At 52.2% G+C, this 18,805-nt stretch carries 18 protein-coding genes; 2 read left to right on the top strand and 16 right to left on the bottom strand.

What is annotated here, in order from left to right:
- Window positions 1-158 precede the first annotated feature (158 nt).
- The 12 genes from P2G88_RS19295 to P2G88_RS19240 form a co-directional block, all read right to left on the bottom strand.
- A complete protein-coding gene (locus tag P2G88_RS19295) occupies window positions 159-1,457 on the bottom strand; it encodes an adenylosuccinate synthase (protein WP_275799260.1) in 1,299 nt (432 codons plus the stop codon).
- A gap of 72 nt (window positions 1,458-1,529) precedes the next feature.
- The gene (locus P2G88_RS19290) at window positions 1,530-1,727 is read right to left on the bottom strand and encodes a DUF2065 domain-containing protein (RefSeq protein ID WP_275799256.1); all 198 of its coding nucleotides are present in this window, start codon (window positions 1,725-1,727) and stop codon (window positions 1,530-1,532) included.
- Window positions 1,720-2,886 (bottom strand): aminotransferase class V-fold PLP-dependent enzyme, encoded by a 1,167-nt coding sequence (locus P2G88_RS19285; RefSeq protein ID WP_275799253.1) that lies wholly within the window; start codon window positions 2,884-2,886, stop codon window positions 1,720-1,722. Before P2G88_RS19285 ends, P2G88_RS19290 begins: the two co-directional genes overlap by 8 nt.
- 55 nt (window positions 2,887-2,941) lie before the next feature.
- Window positions 2,942-3,826 carry a protease modulator HflC gene (gene hflC / locus P2G88_RS19280; protein WP_275799250.1) on the bottom strand — a complete coding sequence of 295 codons (885 nt, stop codon included), beginning with the start codon at window positions 3,824-3,826 and terminating at the stop codon, window positions 2,942-2,944.
- A gap of 3 nt (window positions 3,827-3,829) precedes the next feature.
- A complete protein-coding gene (hflK, locus tag P2G88_RS19275) occupies window positions 3,830-4,975 on the bottom strand; it encodes an FtsH protease activity modulator HflK (RefSeq protein ID WP_275799247.1) in 1,146 nt (381 codons plus the stop codon).
- A 27-nt stretch (window positions 4,976-5,002) separates the two neighbouring features.
- Complete coding sequence (gene hflX / locus P2G88_RS19270) at window positions 5,003-6,295, bottom strand: ribosome rescue GTPase HflX (RefSeq protein WP_275799246.1); 1,293 nt, start codon at window positions 6,293-6,295, stop codon at window positions 5,003-5,005.
- A gap of 22 nt (window positions 6,296-6,317) precedes the next feature.
- Window positions 6,318-6,569, bottom strand: coding sequence for an RNA chaperone Hfq (gene hfq / locus P2G88_RS19265; RefSeq protein WP_275799244.1), 252 nt, complete (start codon window positions 6,567-6,569; stop codon window positions 6,318-6,320).
- Between the two features lie 82 nt (window positions 6,570-6,651).
- The gene (miaA, locus tag P2G88_RS19260; RefSeq protein WP_275799241.1) at window positions 6,652-7,590 is read right to left on the bottom strand and encodes a tRNA (adenosine(37)-N6)-dimethylallyltransferase MiaA; all 939 of its coding nucleotides are present in this window, start codon (window positions 7,588-7,590) and stop codon (window positions 6,652-6,654) included.
- Window positions 7,583-9,286, bottom strand: a complete 1,704-nt coding sequence (gene mutL / locus P2G88_RS19255; RefSeq protein ID WP_275799238.1) for a DNA mismatch repair endonuclease MutL — start codon at window positions 9,284-9,286, stop codon at window positions 7,583-7,585. Before mutL ends, miaA begins: the two co-directional genes overlap by 8 nt.
- Before the next feature lie 13 nt (window positions 9,287-9,299).
- A complete protein-coding gene (locus P2G88_RS19250) occupies window positions 9,300-10,628 on the bottom strand; it encodes an N-acetylmuramoyl-L-alanine amidase (RefSeq protein ID WP_275799236.1) in 1,329 nt (442 codons plus the stop codon).
- A gap of 6 nt (window positions 10,629-10,634) precedes the next feature.
- Window positions 10,635-11,087: a tRNA (adenosine(37)-N6)-threonylcarbamoyltransferase complex ATPase subunit type 1 TsaE gene (tsaE, locus tag P2G88_RS19245; protein ID WP_275799232.1), complete on the bottom strand. Its 453-nt coding sequence runs from the start codon at window positions 11,085-11,087 to the stop codon at window positions 10,635-10,637.
- Window positions 11,084-12,595 (bottom strand): NAD(P)H-hydrate dehydratase, encoded by a 1,512-nt coding sequence (locus P2G88_RS19240; RefSeq protein WP_275799218.1) that lies wholly within the window; start codon window positions 12,593-12,595, stop codon window positions 11,084-11,086. The genes tsaE and P2G88_RS19240 overlap by 4 nt, the downstream gene beginning before the upstream one ends.
- On the opposite strand from P2G88_RS19240, the gene queG reads away from it, so the two are divergent.
- Window positions 12,589-13,731 carry a tRNA epoxyqueuosine(34) reductase QueG gene (gene queG / locus P2G88_RS19235; protein WP_275799214.1) on the top strand — a complete coding sequence of 381 codons (1,143 nt, stop codon included), beginning with the start codon at window positions 12,589-12,591 and terminating at the stop codon, window positions 13,729-13,731. The genes P2G88_RS19240 and queG overlap by 7 nt on opposite strands.
- Window positions 13,732-13,740: 9 nt before the next feature.
- Here queG and P2G88_RS19230 read toward each other — a convergent pair whose 3' ends face one another.
- From P2G88_RS19230 to nudC, 3 genes are all read right to left on the bottom strand, one after another.
- On the bottom strand, window positions 13,741-14,361 hold the full coding sequence (locus tag P2G88_RS19230) for a hypothetical protein (protein WP_275799211.1): 621 nt from the start codon (window positions 14,359-14,361) through the stop codon (window positions 13,741-13,743).
- Window positions 14,362-14,363: 2 nt separating this feature from the next.
- On the bottom strand, window positions 14,364-15,431 hold the full coding sequence (hemE, locus tag P2G88_RS19225) for a uroporphyrinogen decarboxylase (protein WP_275799208.1): 1,068 nt from the start codon (window positions 15,429-15,431) through the stop codon (window positions 14,364-14,366).
- 300 nt (window positions 15,432-15,731) lie between these two features.
- The gene (gene nudC / locus P2G88_RS19220; RefSeq protein WP_275799205.1) at window positions 15,732-16,529 is read right to left on the bottom strand and encodes an NAD(+) diphosphatase; all 798 of its coding nucleotides are present in this window, start codon (window positions 16,527-16,529) and stop codon (window positions 15,732-15,734) included.
- Window positions 16,530-16,718: 189 nt separating this feature from the next.
- Here nudC and rsd point away from each other — a divergent pair, with 189 nt between their 5' ends.
- Window positions 16,719-17,186 carry a sigma D regulator gene (gene rsd / locus P2G88_RS19215; protein ID WP_275799202.1) on the top strand — a complete coding sequence of 156 codons (468 nt, stop codon included), beginning with the start codon at window positions 16,719-16,721 and terminating at the stop codon, window positions 17,184-17,186.
- A 59-nt stretch (window positions 17,187-17,245) separates the two neighbouring features.
- Here rsd and rho read toward each other — a convergent pair whose 3' ends face one another.
- Complete coding sequence (gene rho / locus P2G88_RS19210) at window positions 17,246-18,511, bottom strand: transcription termination factor Rho (protein WP_275799198.1); 1,266 nt, start codon at window positions 18,509-18,511, stop codon at window positions 17,246-17,248.
- Window positions 18,512-18,805: the final 294 nt, after the last annotated feature.

The raw sequence follows: 18,805 nt of genomic DNA, 5'->3' as shown, positions 1-18,805 counted from the left end.
CAATCACGCTTAAGAAAAAATCAGCCGATCCCATCAATAGGTAAGGAGCCACGGAAAACTCACTGGATGGCCCTAAAAAACAAAACCCCACCAAAATGGTGGGGTTTATCATCAATCTGAAAGCCGCTGAAAGCGGCTTTTTGGATGGTCTTCTGCGTTTAGGCGTCGTATGGGTGGCGCAGGATAATGGTTTCTACGCGATCCGGACCGGTAGAGACGATATCCACCGGTACACCGGTGACTTCCTCGATACGCTTAATATAGTTACGTGCGGCTTGAGGCAAATCTTCGAGTCGGGTCACGCCCACGGTATTTTCAGTCCAGCCCGGCATTTCTTCATAGACCGGGGTGACCTTCTCATAGCCGTCTGCGGCCATCGGTGGTACATCCTGGATATTGCCGGCGGCATCTTTATAGCCGGTACAGATTTTCAGGGTCTCAAGACCATCCAGTACATCCAGTTTGGTCAGGCAGAAACCGCTGATGCTGTTGATTTGCACCGCGCGCTTCATAGCGACTGCATCGAACCAGCCGGTACGACGTTTACGACCTGTGGTGGCGCCGAATTCATGCCCCTTGGTACCCAGATGCGCGCCAATATCATCGTGCAGCTCGGTAGGGAAAGGACCAGAGCCCACGCGGGTGGTATAGGCCTTAACAATACCCAGCACATAGTCCAGATGCAGCGGGCCAAAACCAGCACCAGTGGCCACACCACCGGCAGTGGTGTTGGAAGAGGTCACATAGGGATAGGTACCGTGGTCGATATCCAACAGCGTGCCCTGGGCGCCTTCAAACATAATGGCATCGCCACGCAGACGGGCCTTATCCAGCATATCCGGTACGTCAACGACCATGGCTTTAAGCACATCGGCAATGGCCAGGGTTTTTTCCAGTACTTCTTCGTAGTTAACCGGCTCGACCTTGTAATACTGGGTCAGCGCAAAGTTATGGAAATCGATGATTTCTTTCAGACGAGTGGCGAAAGTATCCTTACAGAACAAGTCGCCAACACGCAGGCCACGACGAGCCACTTTGTCTTCATAAGCCGGGCCGATACCACGGCCAGTGGTGCCGATAGGCTTATTACCACGGGCCTTTTCACGGGCCAGATCCAGGGCCACGTGGTAGGGCAGGATCAGGGGGCAGGCTTCGGAGATCACCAGGCGCTCTTTGACCGGTACGCCGCGCTCTTCGAGCATGGCGATTTCTTTCATCAGCGCTTCAGGGCTGAGTACTACACCATTGCCGATAACACATTTGACGTTGGCGCGCAGTACGCCAGAGGGGATCAGGTGCAATACCGTCTTCTCGCCACCGATCACCAGGGTGTGACCAGCGTTGTGGCCGCCTTGATAGCGCACCACATATTGAGCCTTGTCGGTTAACAGGTCGACAACCTTACCTTTACCCTCATCACCCCATTGGGTGCCGAGCACTACAACGTTTTTAGCCATGAATAAAAAGTGGTCAGAAAATTAGGCGGGGATTCTATCAAATTTCGACCAGCCAGATCATCTGTTTTCCGGCTACGCCACGGAATTGCTTAAAAACCATAATAAAACCAGACCGATAACCACCATGACACCGCCCATACTGCGCAATTGTTGGGGGGATTGGCTACTGATTTGCCGGATCACCTTTTGCCAGCGATTGGGAAATAGCATGGGACCGATACCTTCAAATACCAAAAGCAGGGCCATGGCCAGCCAAAAGGCATCAGACATAGGGTTTCTCCAGGCAGCTGAGGTTGTAATCAGCCTTATCATGATACAGGGCGAAGCCGAAGCGCAAGCGGTCACCCCTGGCATCGGTGACAATGCCATGCTGGCGCAGATGAGCAGACAGGGCCTGCACGATATCGGCGCTATCCAGCTTAAAGGTCAGGAAATGGCCGTGATGGGATAAATCCTGCACCAGCAAATGTGCGCGATTTAGCTGCGGGTGATTAATGCTCTCCAATTTGCTTAGGAAGGCCTGCTGAAGGTCTTGCACATAGGCATGGATCTTTGGCACATCCAGCCCTTGTGTAGCGAAGAGTTCAAAGACCGCCAGCAAACGATACAGGGCGCTAAAGTCCATGGTCGAACCGGCAAAGCGCATACCATCCAGGCTATAGCCGACTTGTCCGGTTTTTACTGCGTCCAGCTCGCCGAATTCGGCGAACCAGCCGGTATAGGCAGGGCGCAGGGTGCAACCCACCGGCACATGCACAAAGCAGCAGCCTTCGCCACCCTGGGCATATTTGTAGCTACCGGCCAGGTAAAAAGCGCGATGGGCAATCCTGGATAAGTCGGTGGGCATGGCCATAAAACCGTGGTAGCCATCGATACAGACAATAGCGCTATCAGGCGCCGCGTTAACTAACCCCTCCAGGTCGCTCACCGCCAGACCCGAGTTAAAAAAGACCTGGCTGAAGAACACCAAATCCCATTCCTGAGCTTGCAGCGCTGCTCTAAAGCGGCTTTCAAAACTATCAAAGGGCAGGGTAGAAATTCTTTCTACCTGAATATTGCCATTTTCCGCCAGACGATTGATTTGCCGACTGAAGCTATGAAACTCACTGTCGGTGGTCAGGATCTTCAGCGGCTTTTGCCAGTCCAGACAGCTTAGTATGCGCATCACCAACTCATGGGTATTAGGCGCAAAAGCAATCTGGTGGGGATGGCCGGTGTTAAGAATGCCTGCGATATGCTTTTGTACCGCAGGCAATTTCTCTGCAAACAGGTGATACCACTTATCGTCCACCATGGCTGCGGAGTCGTCCCAATACTTGAGCGTGGCGTCTCGGGTCACATCAGGCCAGTAATGATGGCTGTGGCAGGCAAAGTGTTGTTTGCCTCGATTAGCAGATAAGAATCGTTGGTAAAAGTGTTTGTAGGACATGGTCTTGCTCAAAACAAAAGAGCCGGCAAGTGCCGGCTCATTTAAGTTAGGTGGCTTATTCTTTGCCTTTGATGTCTTTCATATAGCGGAAGAAGTCACTCTTGGGCTCTAATACCAATACATCCTGCTTATTGCTGAAGCTCTTTTTATAGGCATCCATACTGCGCAGGAAGCTATAGAACTCAGGATTCTTGTTATAGGTATTAGCGTAAATGCCTGCGGCTTCGGCGTCTCCTTCACCGCGCAGTTTACGGGCGTTACGCTCGGCATCTGCCAGCATTACCGTGACCTTGGCATCGATATCGGCGCGTAAGATCTCAGCCTGCTCCTGACCTTCCGAGCGGTGCTCCTTGGCCACAGCAGTACGCTCTGCGCGCATACGCTGGAAGATGGAGTTACTGATTTCCAATGGCAGGTTGATTTGCTTGACCCGCACATCGACGATTTCAATACCCAACTCCACCGCACTTTCGGCAGACTGCTTCATGGCTTGCGCCATCAGCTCGGAACGTTCGCCGGAGACGATTTCAGAGATCTTGCGGTTACCGAATTCGCTACGCAGACCGTTATTGACCTTCTGTTTCAGAAGCGCTTCGGCACGATCTTTAAAACCACCGGTGGCCAGGTAGTACTTGGCAAAGTCCTTGATGCGCCATTTCACGTAGGAATCCACGATCAGGTCTTTTTTCTCGGCAGTAACGAAGCGATTGGCCCCGTCATCCAGAGTTTGTACCTTGGCGCTGAGTTCACGCACGGTGTCGATGAAAGGCAGCTTAAAGTGAATACCGGGTTCGAATACGGTAGTTTCTCCGGTTTCGCTGTCTCTTTGTACCTTACCAAACTGGATCACGATACCGCGATAGCCTTCTTCCACCACAAAGATGGAGCCAAAACCCAGCATAACCAGGACGATGATAAGGGCGATACTAAAACTTCTCATGTCTTACTCCCTACCACTGCGGAATCTGTCGCTGCGCGATGAGTTATTGTTACTGTTAACGCTGACGCTGGAGTCAACCACTCCGCGCAGGCTTTCCAGTGAGTTGGCTGCGGCACTTGGCACAATGTTGCCCTGACGCTCGAGGATCTTGTCCAGCGGCAGGTACATCATGTTATTGCTGCCAGTGGAGTCCACCAGGATCTTACTGGTATTACTATAGACTTCTTCCATGGTTTCCAGATAAAGACGCTGACGGGTAACTTCTGGCGCCGCCACATACTGTGGTAACAACTCTTCAAAGCGGGCTATTTCACCGCGGGCTTCAAGAATGACACGTTGCTTATAGGCCTGGGCTTCCTGCTCCATACGGTTTACCTGACCACGGGCTCGCGGTTCGATTTCCCGGGCATAAGCTTCGGCTTCACGAATAAAGCGCTGTTCGTCTTCCTGAGCGGCAATGGCGTCATCAAACGCGGCCTTAACCTCTTCTGGCGGACGGGCATCCTTAAAGTTTACTTCTAACAGGGTGATACCCATGTCATAGGGCGTGATAATGCTGTTCAGCTCTTCCCAAACTTGTTGACGGGCTACTTCGCGACCACGGGTCAATATGTTGTCCATCAGTGAGTGACCGACCACATAACGAATGGCGCTGTCCAGAGCATGGCGCAGTGATTCGTCAGGCTCCATTACCGAGAAGGTGTACTTGTAGGGGTCGGTGACCCGGTATTGGATTTCCATATCTACGCGCACTACGTTTTCATCCTCGGTCAGCATAAAGCCGGACGAGGGCATGGAGCGAATAGATTGCACGTTAACCGCGGTAACACTGTCAATAAAAGTAGGCTTCCAGCGCAGACCGGGCTCTTCAAAGGTATGAAACTTACCGAATCTCAGTACCACGCCGCGCTCGGCCTCTTTAAGGGTATAAAAGCCACTGATAAACCACACGGCTACCAGAATAGCGGCAATCAGACCCAGGCCGATACCGCCAAAGCCTTTTCCTGATGACTTTTTACCGCCACCGAAACCACCTAGCTTGTCGAAGAATTTCTTGAATACTTCATCCAAATCCGGTGGACCCTGATCGCGACTGCCGCGATTCTTCCAGGGATCGTTGTTGTTGCCTCCGGGCTCATTCCAAGCCATCGCTGTCTCCGTATTGAAAAAAATTGTTTAGTGATTGGTGATTACGTAGGAAGGCAGGTCTGTGGCGACATTTTTCGCCAGCCTGTTCCAATCGCTCAGCGGCATGCGTACATCCACCAACCAGCCGCCTTCCTCGTCATAACTTTCCGACGAGATACAATGCATACGATAAAGAGCGCCTCGTAGTTTTCCTTCCTTGGGCGGAATGCGCAAGCGGTACTCTACCATACTGTTGCCAAGACATTCAGTCAGGGCACTGAAAAGAAGTTCTTTTCCAAGGCCTTGCTGGGCGGATAGCCAGACGCGAACGGGTTTACCTTCGTCGTCACGATCGATATGGGGCTCCACGCCTTCGAGCCTGTCGATCTTGTTACAAATCATTAATTGGGGAATATCGCCGGCATCGATCTCGGCCAATACGTCAGCCACCTGATCTATATTGTCCTTATATTGCTCATCCGAATAGTCCACCACATGCAGCAGCAAATCCGCTTCCTGGGTTTCCTGCAGCGTCGCTTTAAAGGCCGCTACCAGATCATGGGGGAGGTGACGGATAAAACCAACCGTATCGGCCAACATTACCGGTCCGACTTCTTGCAACTGAATCTTGCGTAACGTGGGATCCAACGTAGCAAAAAGTTGGTCGGCCGCATACACACCGGCGCTGGTGAGGGTGTTAAACAAGGTCGATTTACCGGCGTTAGTGTAGCCCACCAACGATACGGTCGGAATTTCAGCACGGCTGCGAGCACGACGATTCTGTTCTCGTTGTTTTTGCACCTTGGCCAGACGACGCAGGATATTGTCGATGCGCACGCGCAGTAAACGTCGGTCGGTTTCCAACTGGGTTTCACCGGGACCGCGCAGGCCGATACCGCCTTTTTGCCTTTCCAAGTGCGTCCAACCGCGAATCAGGCGAGTGGAGATATGCCTCAATTGCGCAAGCTCTACCTGAAGTTTACCTTCATGGGTTCGGGCGCGTTGGGCAAAGATATCCAGAATTAAACCCGTGCGGTCCAATACCCGGCATTTGCATAACTTTTCGAGGTTGCGTTCCTGGGATGGACTCAAGGAATGATTGAAAATCACCACTTCGGCACCGGTGGCTTGCACCGCCTGAGCGATTTCCTCGGCTTTGCCGCTTCCAACGAAATACTTGGCATCGGGTCTGGATCGGGAGCCGGTGACCACCTCGAGGGCGTTTACACCGGCCGATGACACGAGCATCTGCAGTTCATGCAGATCTTCTCTACTGTTTTCGTCGGGGAATTCTATGTGTACCAGTACAGCCTGCTCACCTGCTTCATAACGGTCAAACAAGCATCATCTCCTGATGGACGAGTTAATCCTCGTCATTATCTGAGTTTGACTGGCCGTTAGCAACCATCGTAATGGGACGCGCCGGCACTACGGTGGAAATGGCATGCTTATACACCATCTGGCTGACGGTATTTTTCAGCAAAATCACGAATTGGTCGAAGGATTCTACCTGACCCTGCAACTTGATTCCGTTAACCAGATAGATAGATACTGGAACACGTTCCTTTCTCAGTGCGTTCAGAAAAGGGTCTTGCAGCGATTGGCCTTTTGCCATCTTTCTTATCCTTTATTTTTATTATATCTACGAGCCTGCACAGCGATTATACAGCTTTTGTCTGGGCTGTATAGGCAAGCACCTATGCTTGTTCCCGGGTGAACAAAGCGACCAGCCGATCCAGCTTATCTTCGGCGAAAGTATCCAGCCAATGGACGGATTGCCAACTGCGTAACCACGTTAACTGCCGCTTTGCCAGTTGCCTGGTGGCTACTATAGCGCGGTATACCATTTCATCATGGTCATACCTGCCGTCAAGATGCTCCCACATCTGACGATATCCTACACACCTTATAGAGGGCAAGTTTAGATGTAGATCTTTCCTCGTGTATAGTTTTTTTACTTCTTCTTCAAAGCCTTGCGCGATCATCTGTTCGAAACGAAGGGCGATCCGGTTGTGCAGTACGGCGCGATCGGCTGGGGCAATGGCAAATTGGCTTACCCGGTAAGGCAGCGGCTCGCCCTGCTGTTCGGTCAGTGTGGTCAGGGACTGGCCGGTAAGTCGATAGACCTCCAGTGCACGGGTCAGGCGCTGGGGGTCATTAGGATGAATGCGATTGGCGGCAACCGGATCGATTGCGGCGAGCTCGTCATGCAGTGTCTGCCAACCGTTTTGCTCTGCCTGCTGTTCAATCTCTGCGCGAATATCGGCATCGGCGCTGGGTAAGGGCGATATGCCTTCCAGTAACACCTTGAAGTACATCATGGTGCCCCCGACTAACAGCGGAATATTGCCGTTGACGCGGATATCGGCCATTTCGCGCAGGGCGTCGGCACGAAAATCGGCCGCAGAATAGGACTCTGCCGGGTCGAGAATATCAATCAGTCTGTGCGGTGCCAGTGCCAATTCTTCGGCACTGGGTTTGGCGGTACCGATATCCATACCTCGATAAATCATCGCCGAATCGACACTGATGATTTCACAGGGCAGCGTTTGGGTCAGGCGAATGGCCAGGTCGGTTTTACCCGATGCCGTGGGGCCCATTAAAAAAATGGCCGGTGGTAATGCTTGGTTATTCATCTAGCCATTGCTCCAGGGGCAGTGCTTTGGACCAGGCAGCGAGCTGGCGCTGCCACTGACTGCCAAAGTGCTGTTGGCTCCAACTGAGTAAGGCTTGGGCCTGTGCCTGTTGGTACTCTTTGTCATTTGCGGCCAAACCCTGGACCAGACAATATTTAGATTGCCCTTCGGCAGATTCCAGTACCCGTGGCAACAGACTTGCCCAGTCCGTTTGTCTGAAGCCTGCGGGCACCTGCTTGAGTAACACTTTGTTAGGCAGCGTGGCGATATCCAGGCCTAAAGCGCGACATTCTTCGCGTTTCTCCCTGGCCAGACTCAGCAGCCTGTCGTCGCCAGCAATGGCGATAGGCATTAGCAAGGGCTGACTGACAGGCCGCGTGCTGAACTGCTGCAGCATTTTGTATTGTTCCAGTTTATACAGGGGTAATAGGCAGCAATCGTTCTCCAGCATCAGGAGTAGCCATTTGGCTTTGACCAGAATCCATTGGTCGACAGTCTGAGTCTGTGCAGAAGTGACCGGCGCGGCTGGGCGCATTAAGCTTTGGTAGGCGCTTGCAGCGGCACTGGATACGTCCCGGCTTGTCCGGTATCCACTTGTCGCCTCACCAACCTTGGGTCGAAGCGGTGTGATGTAGTCATGTTTTGGCTCAACCGCTGGCAGACTGTGCACTTGCGGAGGTGTATTTTCGCTGTCCGCTTCGTTTAATGGGCGTTCCAGCACATCGGTAATGGCCCGATAAATAAAGTCATGCACCATCCTGGCTTGATGAAAGCGTACTTCGTGTTTTGCAGGGTGCACGTTCACATCCACTTGGCGCGCATCTAGCTCCAGATACAGCACATAGGCGGCATGGCCTTCGGGTGGCAACCAGCCTTCAAACGCCTGGCGAATCGCATGATTAACCAACTTGTCGCGCATCATACGACCGTTGACGTAACAATATTGCTGATCGGCCATGCCCACGGCCGAGGGTAACACCCAGCCCCATAACTTAAGCCCCTGAAATTCGCTTTGTACCAGCATGGCATCGTTGCCAAAGTTGCCGCCGCAGACTTGTCCTACCCGCTTCAGTCTGGCCTTGTCATTGTCGGCAACCGGGAAGTTACGCAGCAGTTTGCCGTTATGTTTGAGGCTGAAGGCGACATCGAAGCGGCTTAAGGCGATACGTTTGATCACTTCATCGATATGGTTGAATTCGGTTTTTTCAGTACGCAGGAACTTGCGCCTGGCCGGGGTATTGAAAAACAAATCCAGTACTTCCACGCTGGTGCCTTGTGGATGGGCCACCGGCATCAGTTTTACTGCCATATCACGGCCCTCGCAGGCGGCCTGCCAGGCTTGTTCCTGGGCTTGTGGCCGGGAAGTCAGACTCAGGCGTGACACCGAACTGATACTGGCCAGGGCTTCACCGCGAAAACCCAGGCTCATAATGGCTTCCAAATCATCCAGACTGGCAATCTTGCTGGTGGCATGGCGGCTCAAGGCCAACTCCAGTTCTTGTTGCACTATGCCGCTGCCGTTATCGCGGACCAAAATGCGTTTGTGACCGCCTTTGTCTACTTCTACTTCGATACGGGTGGCGCCGGCATCCAGACTGTTTTCCACCAATTCCTTGATCACCGACGCTGGGCGCTCCACCACTTCACCGGCGGCGATTTGGTTAGCAAGACGAGCAGGGAGGATCTGAATCGGCAAAATGGTCTGCGACTTACTGGGGGATCATCAGCACCTGGCCGATGCGAACAATATCGGAGTCCAGATTGTTGACTGCCTTGATACGGCTGACCGGCACATTGTAGCGTTGCGCTAACAGGCTCAAGGATTCACCAGAAGACACCTTATGGGTGCGATTGTCGCGCTTAACCTGGGCAAACAATGTGCCGTCCGGCGGTACACGCTTAAAGTAACGCTCCACCGCCACAAAAATGGAGTTTGCCAATGACTGACGATGCTTGTCCCAGTTCAGGTTTTTCTCTTCAGTGGGGTTTGAGATAAAGCCGGTTTCTACCAGAATCGAGGGAATGTCCGGCGAGGTCAGCACTGCCAAGCTGGCGGCCTGGGGGTCGTTTTTATGCAGCTTGGTGACTTTATCGAGGTCTTTAAGGATCTCACGACTGACTTCATAACTGGTGGATAGCGAATGATCCATGGACATATCCAATAACGCTTGGGTCAAATAGCGTTCACTGGCGGTATTTTGGATCACCTCGGCGGCACCACCTAACAGTTCTGAGTGTTTTTCGGTGTTCTCCATCCACCGACCCAGCTCTGAGTTAGCCCGACGCATAGACAATACCCATACCGAAGCGCCGTGAGGCTGAGGGGTGGTGAAGGCATCGGCATGGATGGAAATTAACAAGTCAGCCTTGCTGCGTCTGGCAATTTCGGTGCGTTTATTCAGGCCAACATAATAATCGCCGCTACGGATCATCACCGAGCGCATCCCCGGGGTGCGATCGATACGTTCGGCCAGCATCTTGGCAATACTCAGGGTGATGTTCTTTTCGTAGCTGCCGGCGCGGCCAATGGAGCCAGGATCTTCACCGCCGTGACCGGCATCAATGGCTATAATGACGTCCCGGTGGGCGCCGGTATTGCTTTGTTTTACCGCCACGACCTGATTCTCAGACTTACTCCCCAAGTCGACCACAAGACGGTTGCCGTAGGGCGCCGTGGGCGCCAAAGCAAAGACCTGGGTATCGGCAGCTTCTTTTAAATCCAGAACCACGCGAATGGACTGATTGTCTTTGGCATTGGAGTAGCGCAAGCCTTTGAGTAGCTTGCTGTCGCTTTTTATCTTGGTGAGATCCAGGCTTTTCTTGGTGCCGGAGAGATCAATCACCAGTCTGGAGGGATTGCTCAGGGTAAAGTAAGTGTATTCAGGAGGCGCTTGCATATCGAACACCACGCGGGTGTTATTGGGCGAAGGCCAGATCCGTACGCTGTCCACCTTATTTTCGGCCAAGGCAGGCAGACTGGTCAGGGCAAGTAGCGTGACCAGCAACAGACTCCAAAGATGTCGGGTGAGATTTACCATGGGCTCTTATAATCGTTGTATTAGCGCTTGACCTTGCTTTGACAGGCCTTCCAGCTCGATGGTTCGTCCAGCATCCAATATGCTTATGTTAATCTGCAAGTCCGCGGGTGCCAAGAGGCCTTGGCCCTTCTCTGGCCATTCCACCAGGCACAAGCAGTCTTCTTCAAAGTAATCACGTATACCAATAAATTCCAGTTCTTCGGGATCAGACAGCCTGTAAAGATCAAAATGGAATATACGCCAAGGCCCTGCCTGATAGGGTTCTACCAGCGTATAGGTAGGGCTTTTGACCCGTCCTGTATAACCTAAGGCCTGGATAAATCCCCGGCAAAAACTGGTTTTTCCCGCCCCCAGGTCGCCATGTAAGTAAATGACGGTGGCTGTCTCGCATGCTTTCGCGACTTTGGCTGCAAGCGCCAACGTGGCTTGTTCGTCTTGTAAGTGAAATTGCAACTTCATCGGTTAACCAGGGTACGCACATAGGGCAGTAAATCGCTGGCCATCATACCACGTTCCCCTTGGGCTTCGGCAGCCATATCGGCGGCTTTTGCATGTAAACAAGGGGCTAACTTGGCCACCTCAGAGACTGGCATACCCTGAATCATCAAACCGGCGGCAATGCCGGTCAGAGTGTCCCCCATGCCGCCGACGGCCATCCCCGGATTACCGTCCTGACAGACGAAACATTGATGCTCAGATTGAATCAGACTACCGGCCCCTTTAAGGATCACTTGTGCATCAAAGCGGTCGGCCAGGGCTTGGATTGCCTTGTAGCGATCATCCTCGATGGCTGATGTTGTGCATTCAAGCAGCCTGGCTGCCTCTGCTGGATGGGGTGTGATTAGTGCGGTTGCTGCAAGCTTGGCAGGCAAATTGGCTAATAGGTTTAAGCCATCGGCATCCAGCACCATGGGTTTTTGCCGCCGCTGCTGATAACTTATCAACTGCGTAAACAACGTTTTGGCCCAGTCTGATTGGCCCAGTCCTGGACCAATGGCAAAGCCATCTGCCCAATCAAACAAGACTTGATAGTCCTCTTCATCTGCGAGCATGATTTCCGGGCGTCCCTGAGCAACCAGAGTCCGGCAACTGGGATGACAAAGCACTTTGACTAAGCCTGCACCGCTGCGAAGGGCAGCCTCGGCGCAAAGGCGCATCGCCCCGGCTAATCCCGGTCCACCGCCGATACAAAGGAGTTTGCCATGATCACCTTTATGGCTACTGATAGCGCGCCTAGGTAACGAAGCGAGGTTGTCAAAACCAATGGTCATTGCCACTGGCTTTGCCAGGGTATTGAAAGTGTTGCCAATACCAAGGTCGGTAAAATGCAATTGTCCACAATGACCTTTGCCCCGTCCGGTGACCAGGCCGGACTTCACACCCACAAAAGAGATGGTATGGCTGGCCCGCACTGCCTCGCCGCAGGGGGCTCCGGTATCGGCATTCAACCCCGAGGGTAAATCAATGCTTAGCACTGGCAATGACGACTGATTTACCCAGGTAATGGCAATTTGATAAGGCTCGCGCACTTTGCCTTGGATGCCTGTACCCAGCATGGCATCGACGATCAGATCGAAAGCCTGATCGGGCTGTGGCCAGCTGCCCACTGTACCACCGCAATCCAGCCATTTTTTTCTGGCAGTGGTGGTATCTGGTGTCAGTTTATTAATATCGCCTACCAGGCACAGCGTCACATGCATCCCTCCGGCTTTGGCCAAACGCGCGACCACAAAACCATCACCGCCGTTGTTGCCATGACCGGCCAATACCAGAATTCGTTTGGTTTTGGGAAATGCCTGCTTAAGACAATCAAATGCAGCCGCCCCGGCGCGCTCCATCAAATCATACATGGGGACAGCCGCCTGCTCGGCAGCCAGCGGCTCCTGGCTGCGCACCGTCTCTGCGCTATACACTTTGTGTGCTAAGCTTGGCGGCATTTTCAGGGCCTGATAGGTGTTTAATGTCACAGTTGTCCCAGCAAGCGTTGCAGTCTTTGTTTGAAAATATCAAGAGCTGGGGCAAAGCGCTAGGGTTCCAGCATGTGGGCGTGGCCGATGTGGATCTCAGCATTCATGAGGAAAAGCTGCAGCAGTGGCTCGACCAAGGCATGCATGGCGAGATGCAATTTATGGCCGAACATGGCCTGAAAAGAGCGCGTCCGGCAGAGCTGTTACCCGGTACGCTCAGAGTAATCAGTGTGCGCATGGACTATTTGCCGCCCGATGCCGGCTTTGCCAAAACCCTTAAGCAGCCTGATCTTGCCTATATCAGCCGCTATGCCCTGGGGCGCGACTATCACAAGTTGATGCGTAATCGTCTGAAAAAGTTGGGCGAGCAGATTCAGGAAGCGGTAAAAGAGCTGGATTTCCGGCCTTTTGTGGACTCCGCGCCGGTGCTGGAGCATGCCCTGGCAGAAAAGGCGGGTATTGGCTGGACCGGGAAGCATAGTCTGACCTTAAGCCGGGAAGCAGGCTCCTGGTTTTTCCTGGGTGAGCTTTTTATCAATCTGCCTTTGCCGGTAGATACACCACAAGCAGAAGGCTGTGGCAGTTGCAGCGCCTGCATAACCATCTGTCCTACCCAGGCCATTGTGGCCCCCTATAAAGTGGATGCCAGACGCTGCATCTCCTATTTGACCATTGAGCTAAAAGGCGCCATTCCCGAAGAGTTTAGACCGCTGATTGGCAACCGCATTTATGGTTGTGATGACTGTCAGTTGATTTGTCCCTGGAATCGTTATGGGCAACTTACCGAGGAAGCGGATTTCCGTGCCCGTCCCGCGCTTAAGGACCAACCTCTGCTGATTTTGTTTGCCTGGGATGAGGCGACCTTTTTAAAAAATACCGAGGGTTCGGCGATTCGACGTATCGGCTTTGAGCGCTGGCAGCGCAATATCGCCGTGGCGCTTGGTAACGCGCCTTATGATGAGGCTATAGTGACGGCGTTGAAGTGCGCACAAGCCACGGCAACGCCGCTGGTCAAAGAGCATATTGATTGGGCCCTGGTCCAGCAAATGGCCAAACATCAACAGGCTACAGTGCCTATTCGCCTGACGCAGCGCCTGGTCAGAAGCATCGAAAAAGGTCTGCCCAGAGATGCCTAAGCAGACCGTTTAGCGTTCCAGATAAAGCACGAACTTGGTGTTGTCACCATCGGAAGAGGAATGGCTGGTAGTGCCGGTAAAATCCCACCAATCGGCGACTTTCATCTCTTCGAGCACGGCATCCCATACTTTGTGGTCAAATTCAGCCTTGCCAACCAGCTGACAGCCTTTTGTATTGCAGCGTGTGCTGTGCAACTGGATTTGTGCGGCTTTGGGATGCAGTGCCAGAAAATCAGAAATCTGAGTCTGCATTTGCCAATCTTCTTCCTGGTCCTGCCAGTCGCGGGAAAAGTCTATTTCTGCCTGCGCATTTTCACGAGCAAAGTCTTTCTGCTCTGCAAAGGTTTGTGCGACTTCAAGCATACCTTGACTCTGCACTTTTTCGGCTTCTGCAGGCGCTGCCTTTTCTTTCAAGGTAAGCGGTTTTTTGCTGGTTTCTGCGGTAGTTAGCGATGAGGTAGACGCAGGAGTATCTGCCACCTCAGAACTGGATTGCGGATGTGCCAGTTCTGGGGCTGCTGGCATTTGCAGATCAGCGCTTTGTTGTGGTGCATGGCTGAGTGATTTGAGCCCCCAGCCGATGCCCGCGCCCAATAACAGGGCCAGGAGATAACCCATCCTTGGATTCACAGCTAGCCTCCGTGATATTGCTTACTGTATTGATGCACCGCGTCCACAAAGACTTTGGCATGCTCTGGTGGGACATCAGGATGAATACCGTGGCCTAAGTTAAATACATGACCTTCGCCATGGCCGAATCCGGCCAATATATGCTGCACTTCTTGCTCGATTCGCGCTGGCGGGGCGTAGAGCATAGATGGATCCATATTACCCTGCAGTGCTACTTTGTCGCCTACCCGGCGTCTGGCATCGGTGATGTCGGTAGTCCAATCCAGACCCAGAGCATCACAACCGGTGGCAGCAATCGCTTCCAACCACTGGCCGCCGTTTTTGGTAAACAGGGTAACAGGCACGCGTCGCCCTTCATTTTCGCGGGTAAGGCCATCGACAATCTTGTGCATATAGCGCAGAGAGAACTCCAGATAATCCCGAGGAGAGAGCACACCACCCCATGTATCGAACACCATCACCGACTGGGCGCCAGCGGCAATCTGCGCATTGAGGTACAGAATCACTGAATCGGCCAGCTTATCCAGCAGCAAATGCAAGGCGGCAGGATCGCTAAAGGCCATTTTCTTAATTTTGGTAAAGGCCTTGCTGGAGCCGCCCTCGACCATATAAGTAGCTAATGTCCAGGGGCTGCCGGAAAAACCGATTAGCGGGACTTGGCCCTGCAGGCCTTTTCGAATGGTGCGCACTGCATCCATCACGTAGCCAAGTTCATCTTCAGGGTCAGGCACTGGCAACTTTTGTACATCAGCCATAGAGCTGACCGGTCTCTCGAAGCGGGGGCCCTCACCTGTTTCGAAGTACAAACCCAGGCCCATGGCATCAGGAATGGTGAGGATATCTGAGAACAGAATCGCGGCATCCAATTCGAATCGACGCAACGGTTGCAGAGTTACTTCGCAGGCCAGCTCTGCATTTTTACACAATGACATAAAATCGCCGGCATGGCCGCGAGTGGCACGGTATTCAGGCAGGTAACGTCCGGCTTGACGCATCATCCACACAGGGGTCATATCCACTGATTGTCTGAGTAGTGCGCGCAAATAACGATCGTTTTTAAGGGATTGCATCAGTTTCTTCGGTTCCAGCTGGCCAGATTGGCGGCATTCTATCAGCAAAAATTGTGATTGTGGGGGGCTTTACTGTCATTCATCCCATAAATGGCCAGAAAACTTGCACCGCTTCGATAAAGTCTGCTATAAAAGCGGTGCGCTAGTGAAATCTAAATAAAAGAAGCCCGTTATACGGGACCTCCACGCTAAAATATTTAAGCCTTATCCCTCAGGGTTAAGGCTTTTTTATTTCCTGTGACCCCATACATGCAATTGATAGCCGTCTATGCCGCTATTTACTTAGGATCCTGTTGCGGTTTATTTACAGTTATCTGCTGAAGCCTGGATCAAACGACCGGCAATGGAAAAGGGCGGTGGGATGAGTGGCAGGGCATCGAAATTAAACCATTGCGCATCCTGGATCTCTTCGCCATCCACCTGAATATCGCCTGAGTCATAGTCAGCCAGAAAGCCAACCATGAGTGAATGAGGGAAAGGCCAAGGCTGGCTGCCAAAGTAACGAAGGTTACTGACACGCACGCCTACCTCCTCCATCACTTCCCGATGTACCGCTTGTTCGAGGCTTTCCCCGCTCTCCACAAAGCCGGCCAAAGTGGAATACATGCCTTCCTTATGACGAGAGCCCCTGGCTAACAAGATTTTGTTGCCATCACGGATTGCCACGATAATGCAGGGACTGATGCGCGGATAACAGCGATGCTGGCAGCGGTTACAATGGGTTGCTAATTCCCAGTCGACTTTGTGCATGGCGCTACCACATTGACCGCAGAAGCGATGGGTCCGGTAGAACAATGCCAGCTGCCAGGCTCTGGCCATGATCCCAAAAGCCTGTTCGCCCTCGCGCATCATGGCTTCCCTGAGGCTGACTAATTCGGCTCTCTCATGGGCGGGCTGTTCTAGTCCCAGGTCGATAAGATAACAATTGTGTTGCCCTAACTGGCCCACTAACAGCACTTCATCCTGGTAGGCGGAAACAAACTGCAGCTCAAGCCAACTGCCATGGATAAGGCCTGGACGGTCGCCAAGTTGTACCAGTTTATCCTGAGAAAAAATCAACCAGTAAGCTTGTTCATCTTGAGGCGGGCATTGATACATCTGTCTGTAGCACTTCTGTAAGTTAGACAGAAATTGGAACACAGGGATGGGCAAAGGGAAAGATTTTATGAATCGGTCCGACGAGATCCGGTTAGTGGTGACAAGGGATCGGATTCGAGTATTATGGATCTTCTAAGAACGATATCGAGAATACAGGCTTCGGTGCCCTACCGAAGAAGGGAGTACTCTATGCTGAGTAAAATAGAGCAAGCACAAGAAAAATGGGGTGGTTCACATCAAACCATCGATACCTGGCTGCAATCCAGACGCGAATTGCTGGTTCATTACTGCAAGTTGGCCGGATTGCCCCCTTTTGAGCGGGAACATAAAGCGCTGCCAGATCATGATGCAATCGAACATTTCTGTGAATTATTGATGGACTATGTGTCGGCCGGACATTTTGAGTTCTATGACAGGATCATGGAAGAGAGCCAGCTTAACGGTCAGGGCAAAAAACTAGCCGATGAGGTCTATCCGCTCATTTCAGAGACCACGGATGCTGCCTTGGACTTCAATGATCAGTACGCTGACATTGAAGAGGATCAGAATATGCAGAGCTTTGACCGCCACTTATCCAAATTGGGTCAGGCAATGGAGCAACGCTTTGAATTAGAAGATCGCTTGATACAGACCTTGTATAAGCATCACCAGGAATAAGAAATAGTTAAAAATACAAAAGGCGCCATCAGGCGCCTTTTTGCGTTTAGCAGAGAAAATCAGCTCTTTTGGCGACGCATCGCATCAAAGAACTCATTATTGGTCTTGGTCATGGATAACTTGTCGATCAGGAATTCCATGGCGTCGATTTCTGACATTTCATGCACGATCTTGCGCAGGATCCACATCTTTTGCAGTTCGTCCTGCGAGGCCAGCAATTCCTCCCGGCGGGTACCGGAACGGTTGAAGTCGATAGCCGGGAACACACGTTTCTCGGCAATCTTACGGTTCAGGTGCAGTTCCATGTTACCGGTGCCCTTAAACTCTTCGTAAATAACCTCATCCATCTTAGAGCCGGTATCGATCAGGGCGGTGGCAATGATAGTCAAGCTACCACCTTCCTCAACGTTACGGGCGGCACCGAAGAAACGCTTGGGTTTATGCAGGGCGTTGGCATCCACACCACCGGTTAAAACCTTACCAGAGGAAGGAATAACGGTGTTGTAGGCGCGCGCCAGACGAGTGATGGAGTCCAGCAGGATAACCACGTCCTTCTTGTGTTCAACCAGGCGCTTGGCTTTCTCAATAACCATTTCGGCAACCTGCACGTGGCGGCTGGCTGGTTCATCGAAGGTAGAGGCAACCACTTCGCCTTGTACCAGACGTTGCATTTCGGTTACTTCTTCCGGACGCTCATCAATCAGCAGCACCATCAACACACACTCGGGGTGATTGGCGGCAATGCTTTGCGCGATGTTCTGCAGCAGCAAGGTTTTACCGGCTTTAGGTGGTGCCACAATCAAGCCGCGTTGACCGCGTCCAATTGGGGAAGCCAGATCCAGTACCCGGGCGGTGATATCTTCGGTACTGCCGTTACCACGCTCCATACGCAAACGCTGGGTGGCGTGCAGTGGCGTCAGGTTCTCAAACAGGATCTTATTACGTGAGCTTTCCGGTCTGTCGTAGTTCACGTCGCTGATTTTCAGCAGGGCAAAATAGCGCTCACTGTCTTTTGGTGGGCGGATTTTGCCGGAAATGGTGTCGCCTGTGCGCAGGTTGAAGCGACGAATCTGGCTCGGCGACACATAAATGTCATCGGGGCCGGCCAAATAAGAAGAGTCGGCTGAACGCAGGAAGCCAAATCCATCTTGCAATATTTCCAGTACACCATCACCGAAGATATCCTCGCCGCTTTTTGCGTGGGCCTTGAGAATAGCGAAGATAATGTCTTGTTTACGGGCGCGGGCCATGTTTTCCAGGCCCATGTGTTCGGCCAGATCGACCAATTCGCTGACAGGTTTATTTTTGAGTTCCGTTAGGTTCATATCGGTGGGTCTTAATGATTGAAAATATGCTCGTTAGTGCCAATGAAGGTAAAAGTCGTTGAAAACGATCGTTACGTCAGGCTGCGCCGGGTTGACGCGAGGATTGTGTTTGGTCCGAAAAGTGTTTGAAGACCAAACGAATTCTAAGTTAGCACCAAAAAACAGAAGCGTCTAGCTTATTACCAATTGTTTAACAAATTAGCAGGCTTGATGGTGTTAAAGAGACAATAAACAACGTCCCGCAAAAGCCTTAAAACAAAAAAGCCGGCATCTGGATGCCGGCTTTTTGAATTA

The organism is Aliiglaciecola sp. CAU 1673, assembly GCF_029223185.1.
Lineage (GTDB): Bacteria > Pseudomonadota > Gammaproteobacteria > Enterobacterales > Alteromonadaceae > Bowmanella.
Note: the sequence above shows the minus strand (reverse complement) of the source record. Positions and strands in the feature narration are given on the sequence as shown.

Bases quoted from the DNA above. Each gene is read 5' to 3' on its own strand.
- P2G88_RS19295 (WP_275799260.1), bottom strand. From the start codon at position 1,457: ATGGCTAAAAACGTTGTAGTGCTCGGCACCCAATGGGGTGATGAGGGT.
- P2G88_RS19290 (WP_275799256.1), bottom strand. From the start codon at position 1,727: ATGTCTGATGCCTTTTGGCTGGCCATGGCCCTGCTTTTGGTATTTGAA.
- P2G88_RS19285 (WP_275799253.1), bottom strand. From the start codon at position 2,886: ATGTCCTACAAACACTTTTACCAACGATTCTTATCTGCTAATCGAGGC.
- hflC (WP_275799250.1), bottom strand. From the start codon at position 3,826: ATGAGAAGTTTTAGTATCGCCCTTATCATCGTCCTGGTTATGCTGGGT.
- hflK (WP_275799247.1), bottom strand. From the start codon at position 4,975: ATGGCTTGGAATGAGCCCGGAGGCAACAACAACGATCCCTGGAAGAAT.
- hfq (WP_275799244.1), bottom strand. From the start codon at position 6,569: ATGGCAAAAGGCCAATCGCTGCAAGACCCTTTTCTGAACGCACTGAGA.
- miaA (WP_275799241.1), bottom strand. From the start codon at position 7,590: ATGAATAACCAAGCATTACCACCGGCCATTTTTTTAATGGGCCCCACG.
- P2G88_RS19250 (WP_275799236.1), bottom strand. From the start codon at position 10,628: ATGGTAAATCTCACCCGACATCTTTGGAGTCTGTTGCTGGTCACGCTA.
- tsaE (WP_275799232.1), bottom strand. From the start codon at position 11,087: ATGAAGTTGCAATTTCACTTACAAGACGAACAAGCCACGTTGGCGCTT.
- queG (WP_275799214.1), top strand. From the start codon at position 12,589: ATGTCACAGTTGTCCCAGCAAGCGTTGCAGTCTTTGTTTGAAAATATC.
- hemE (WP_275799208.1), bottom strand. From the start codon at position 15,431: ATGCAATCCCTTAAAAACGATCGTTATTTGCGCGCACTACTCAGACAA.
- nudC (WP_275799205.1), bottom strand. From the start codon at position 16,529: ATGTATCAATGCCCGCCTCAAGATGAACAAGCTTACTGGTTGATTTTT.
- rsd (WP_275799202.1), top strand. From the start codon at position 16,719: ATGCTGAGTAAAATAGAGCAAGCACAAGAAAAATGGGGTGGTTCACAT.
- rho (WP_275799198.1), bottom strand. From the start codon at position 18,511: ATGAACCTAACGGAACTCAAAAATAAACCTGTCAGCGAATTGGTCGAT.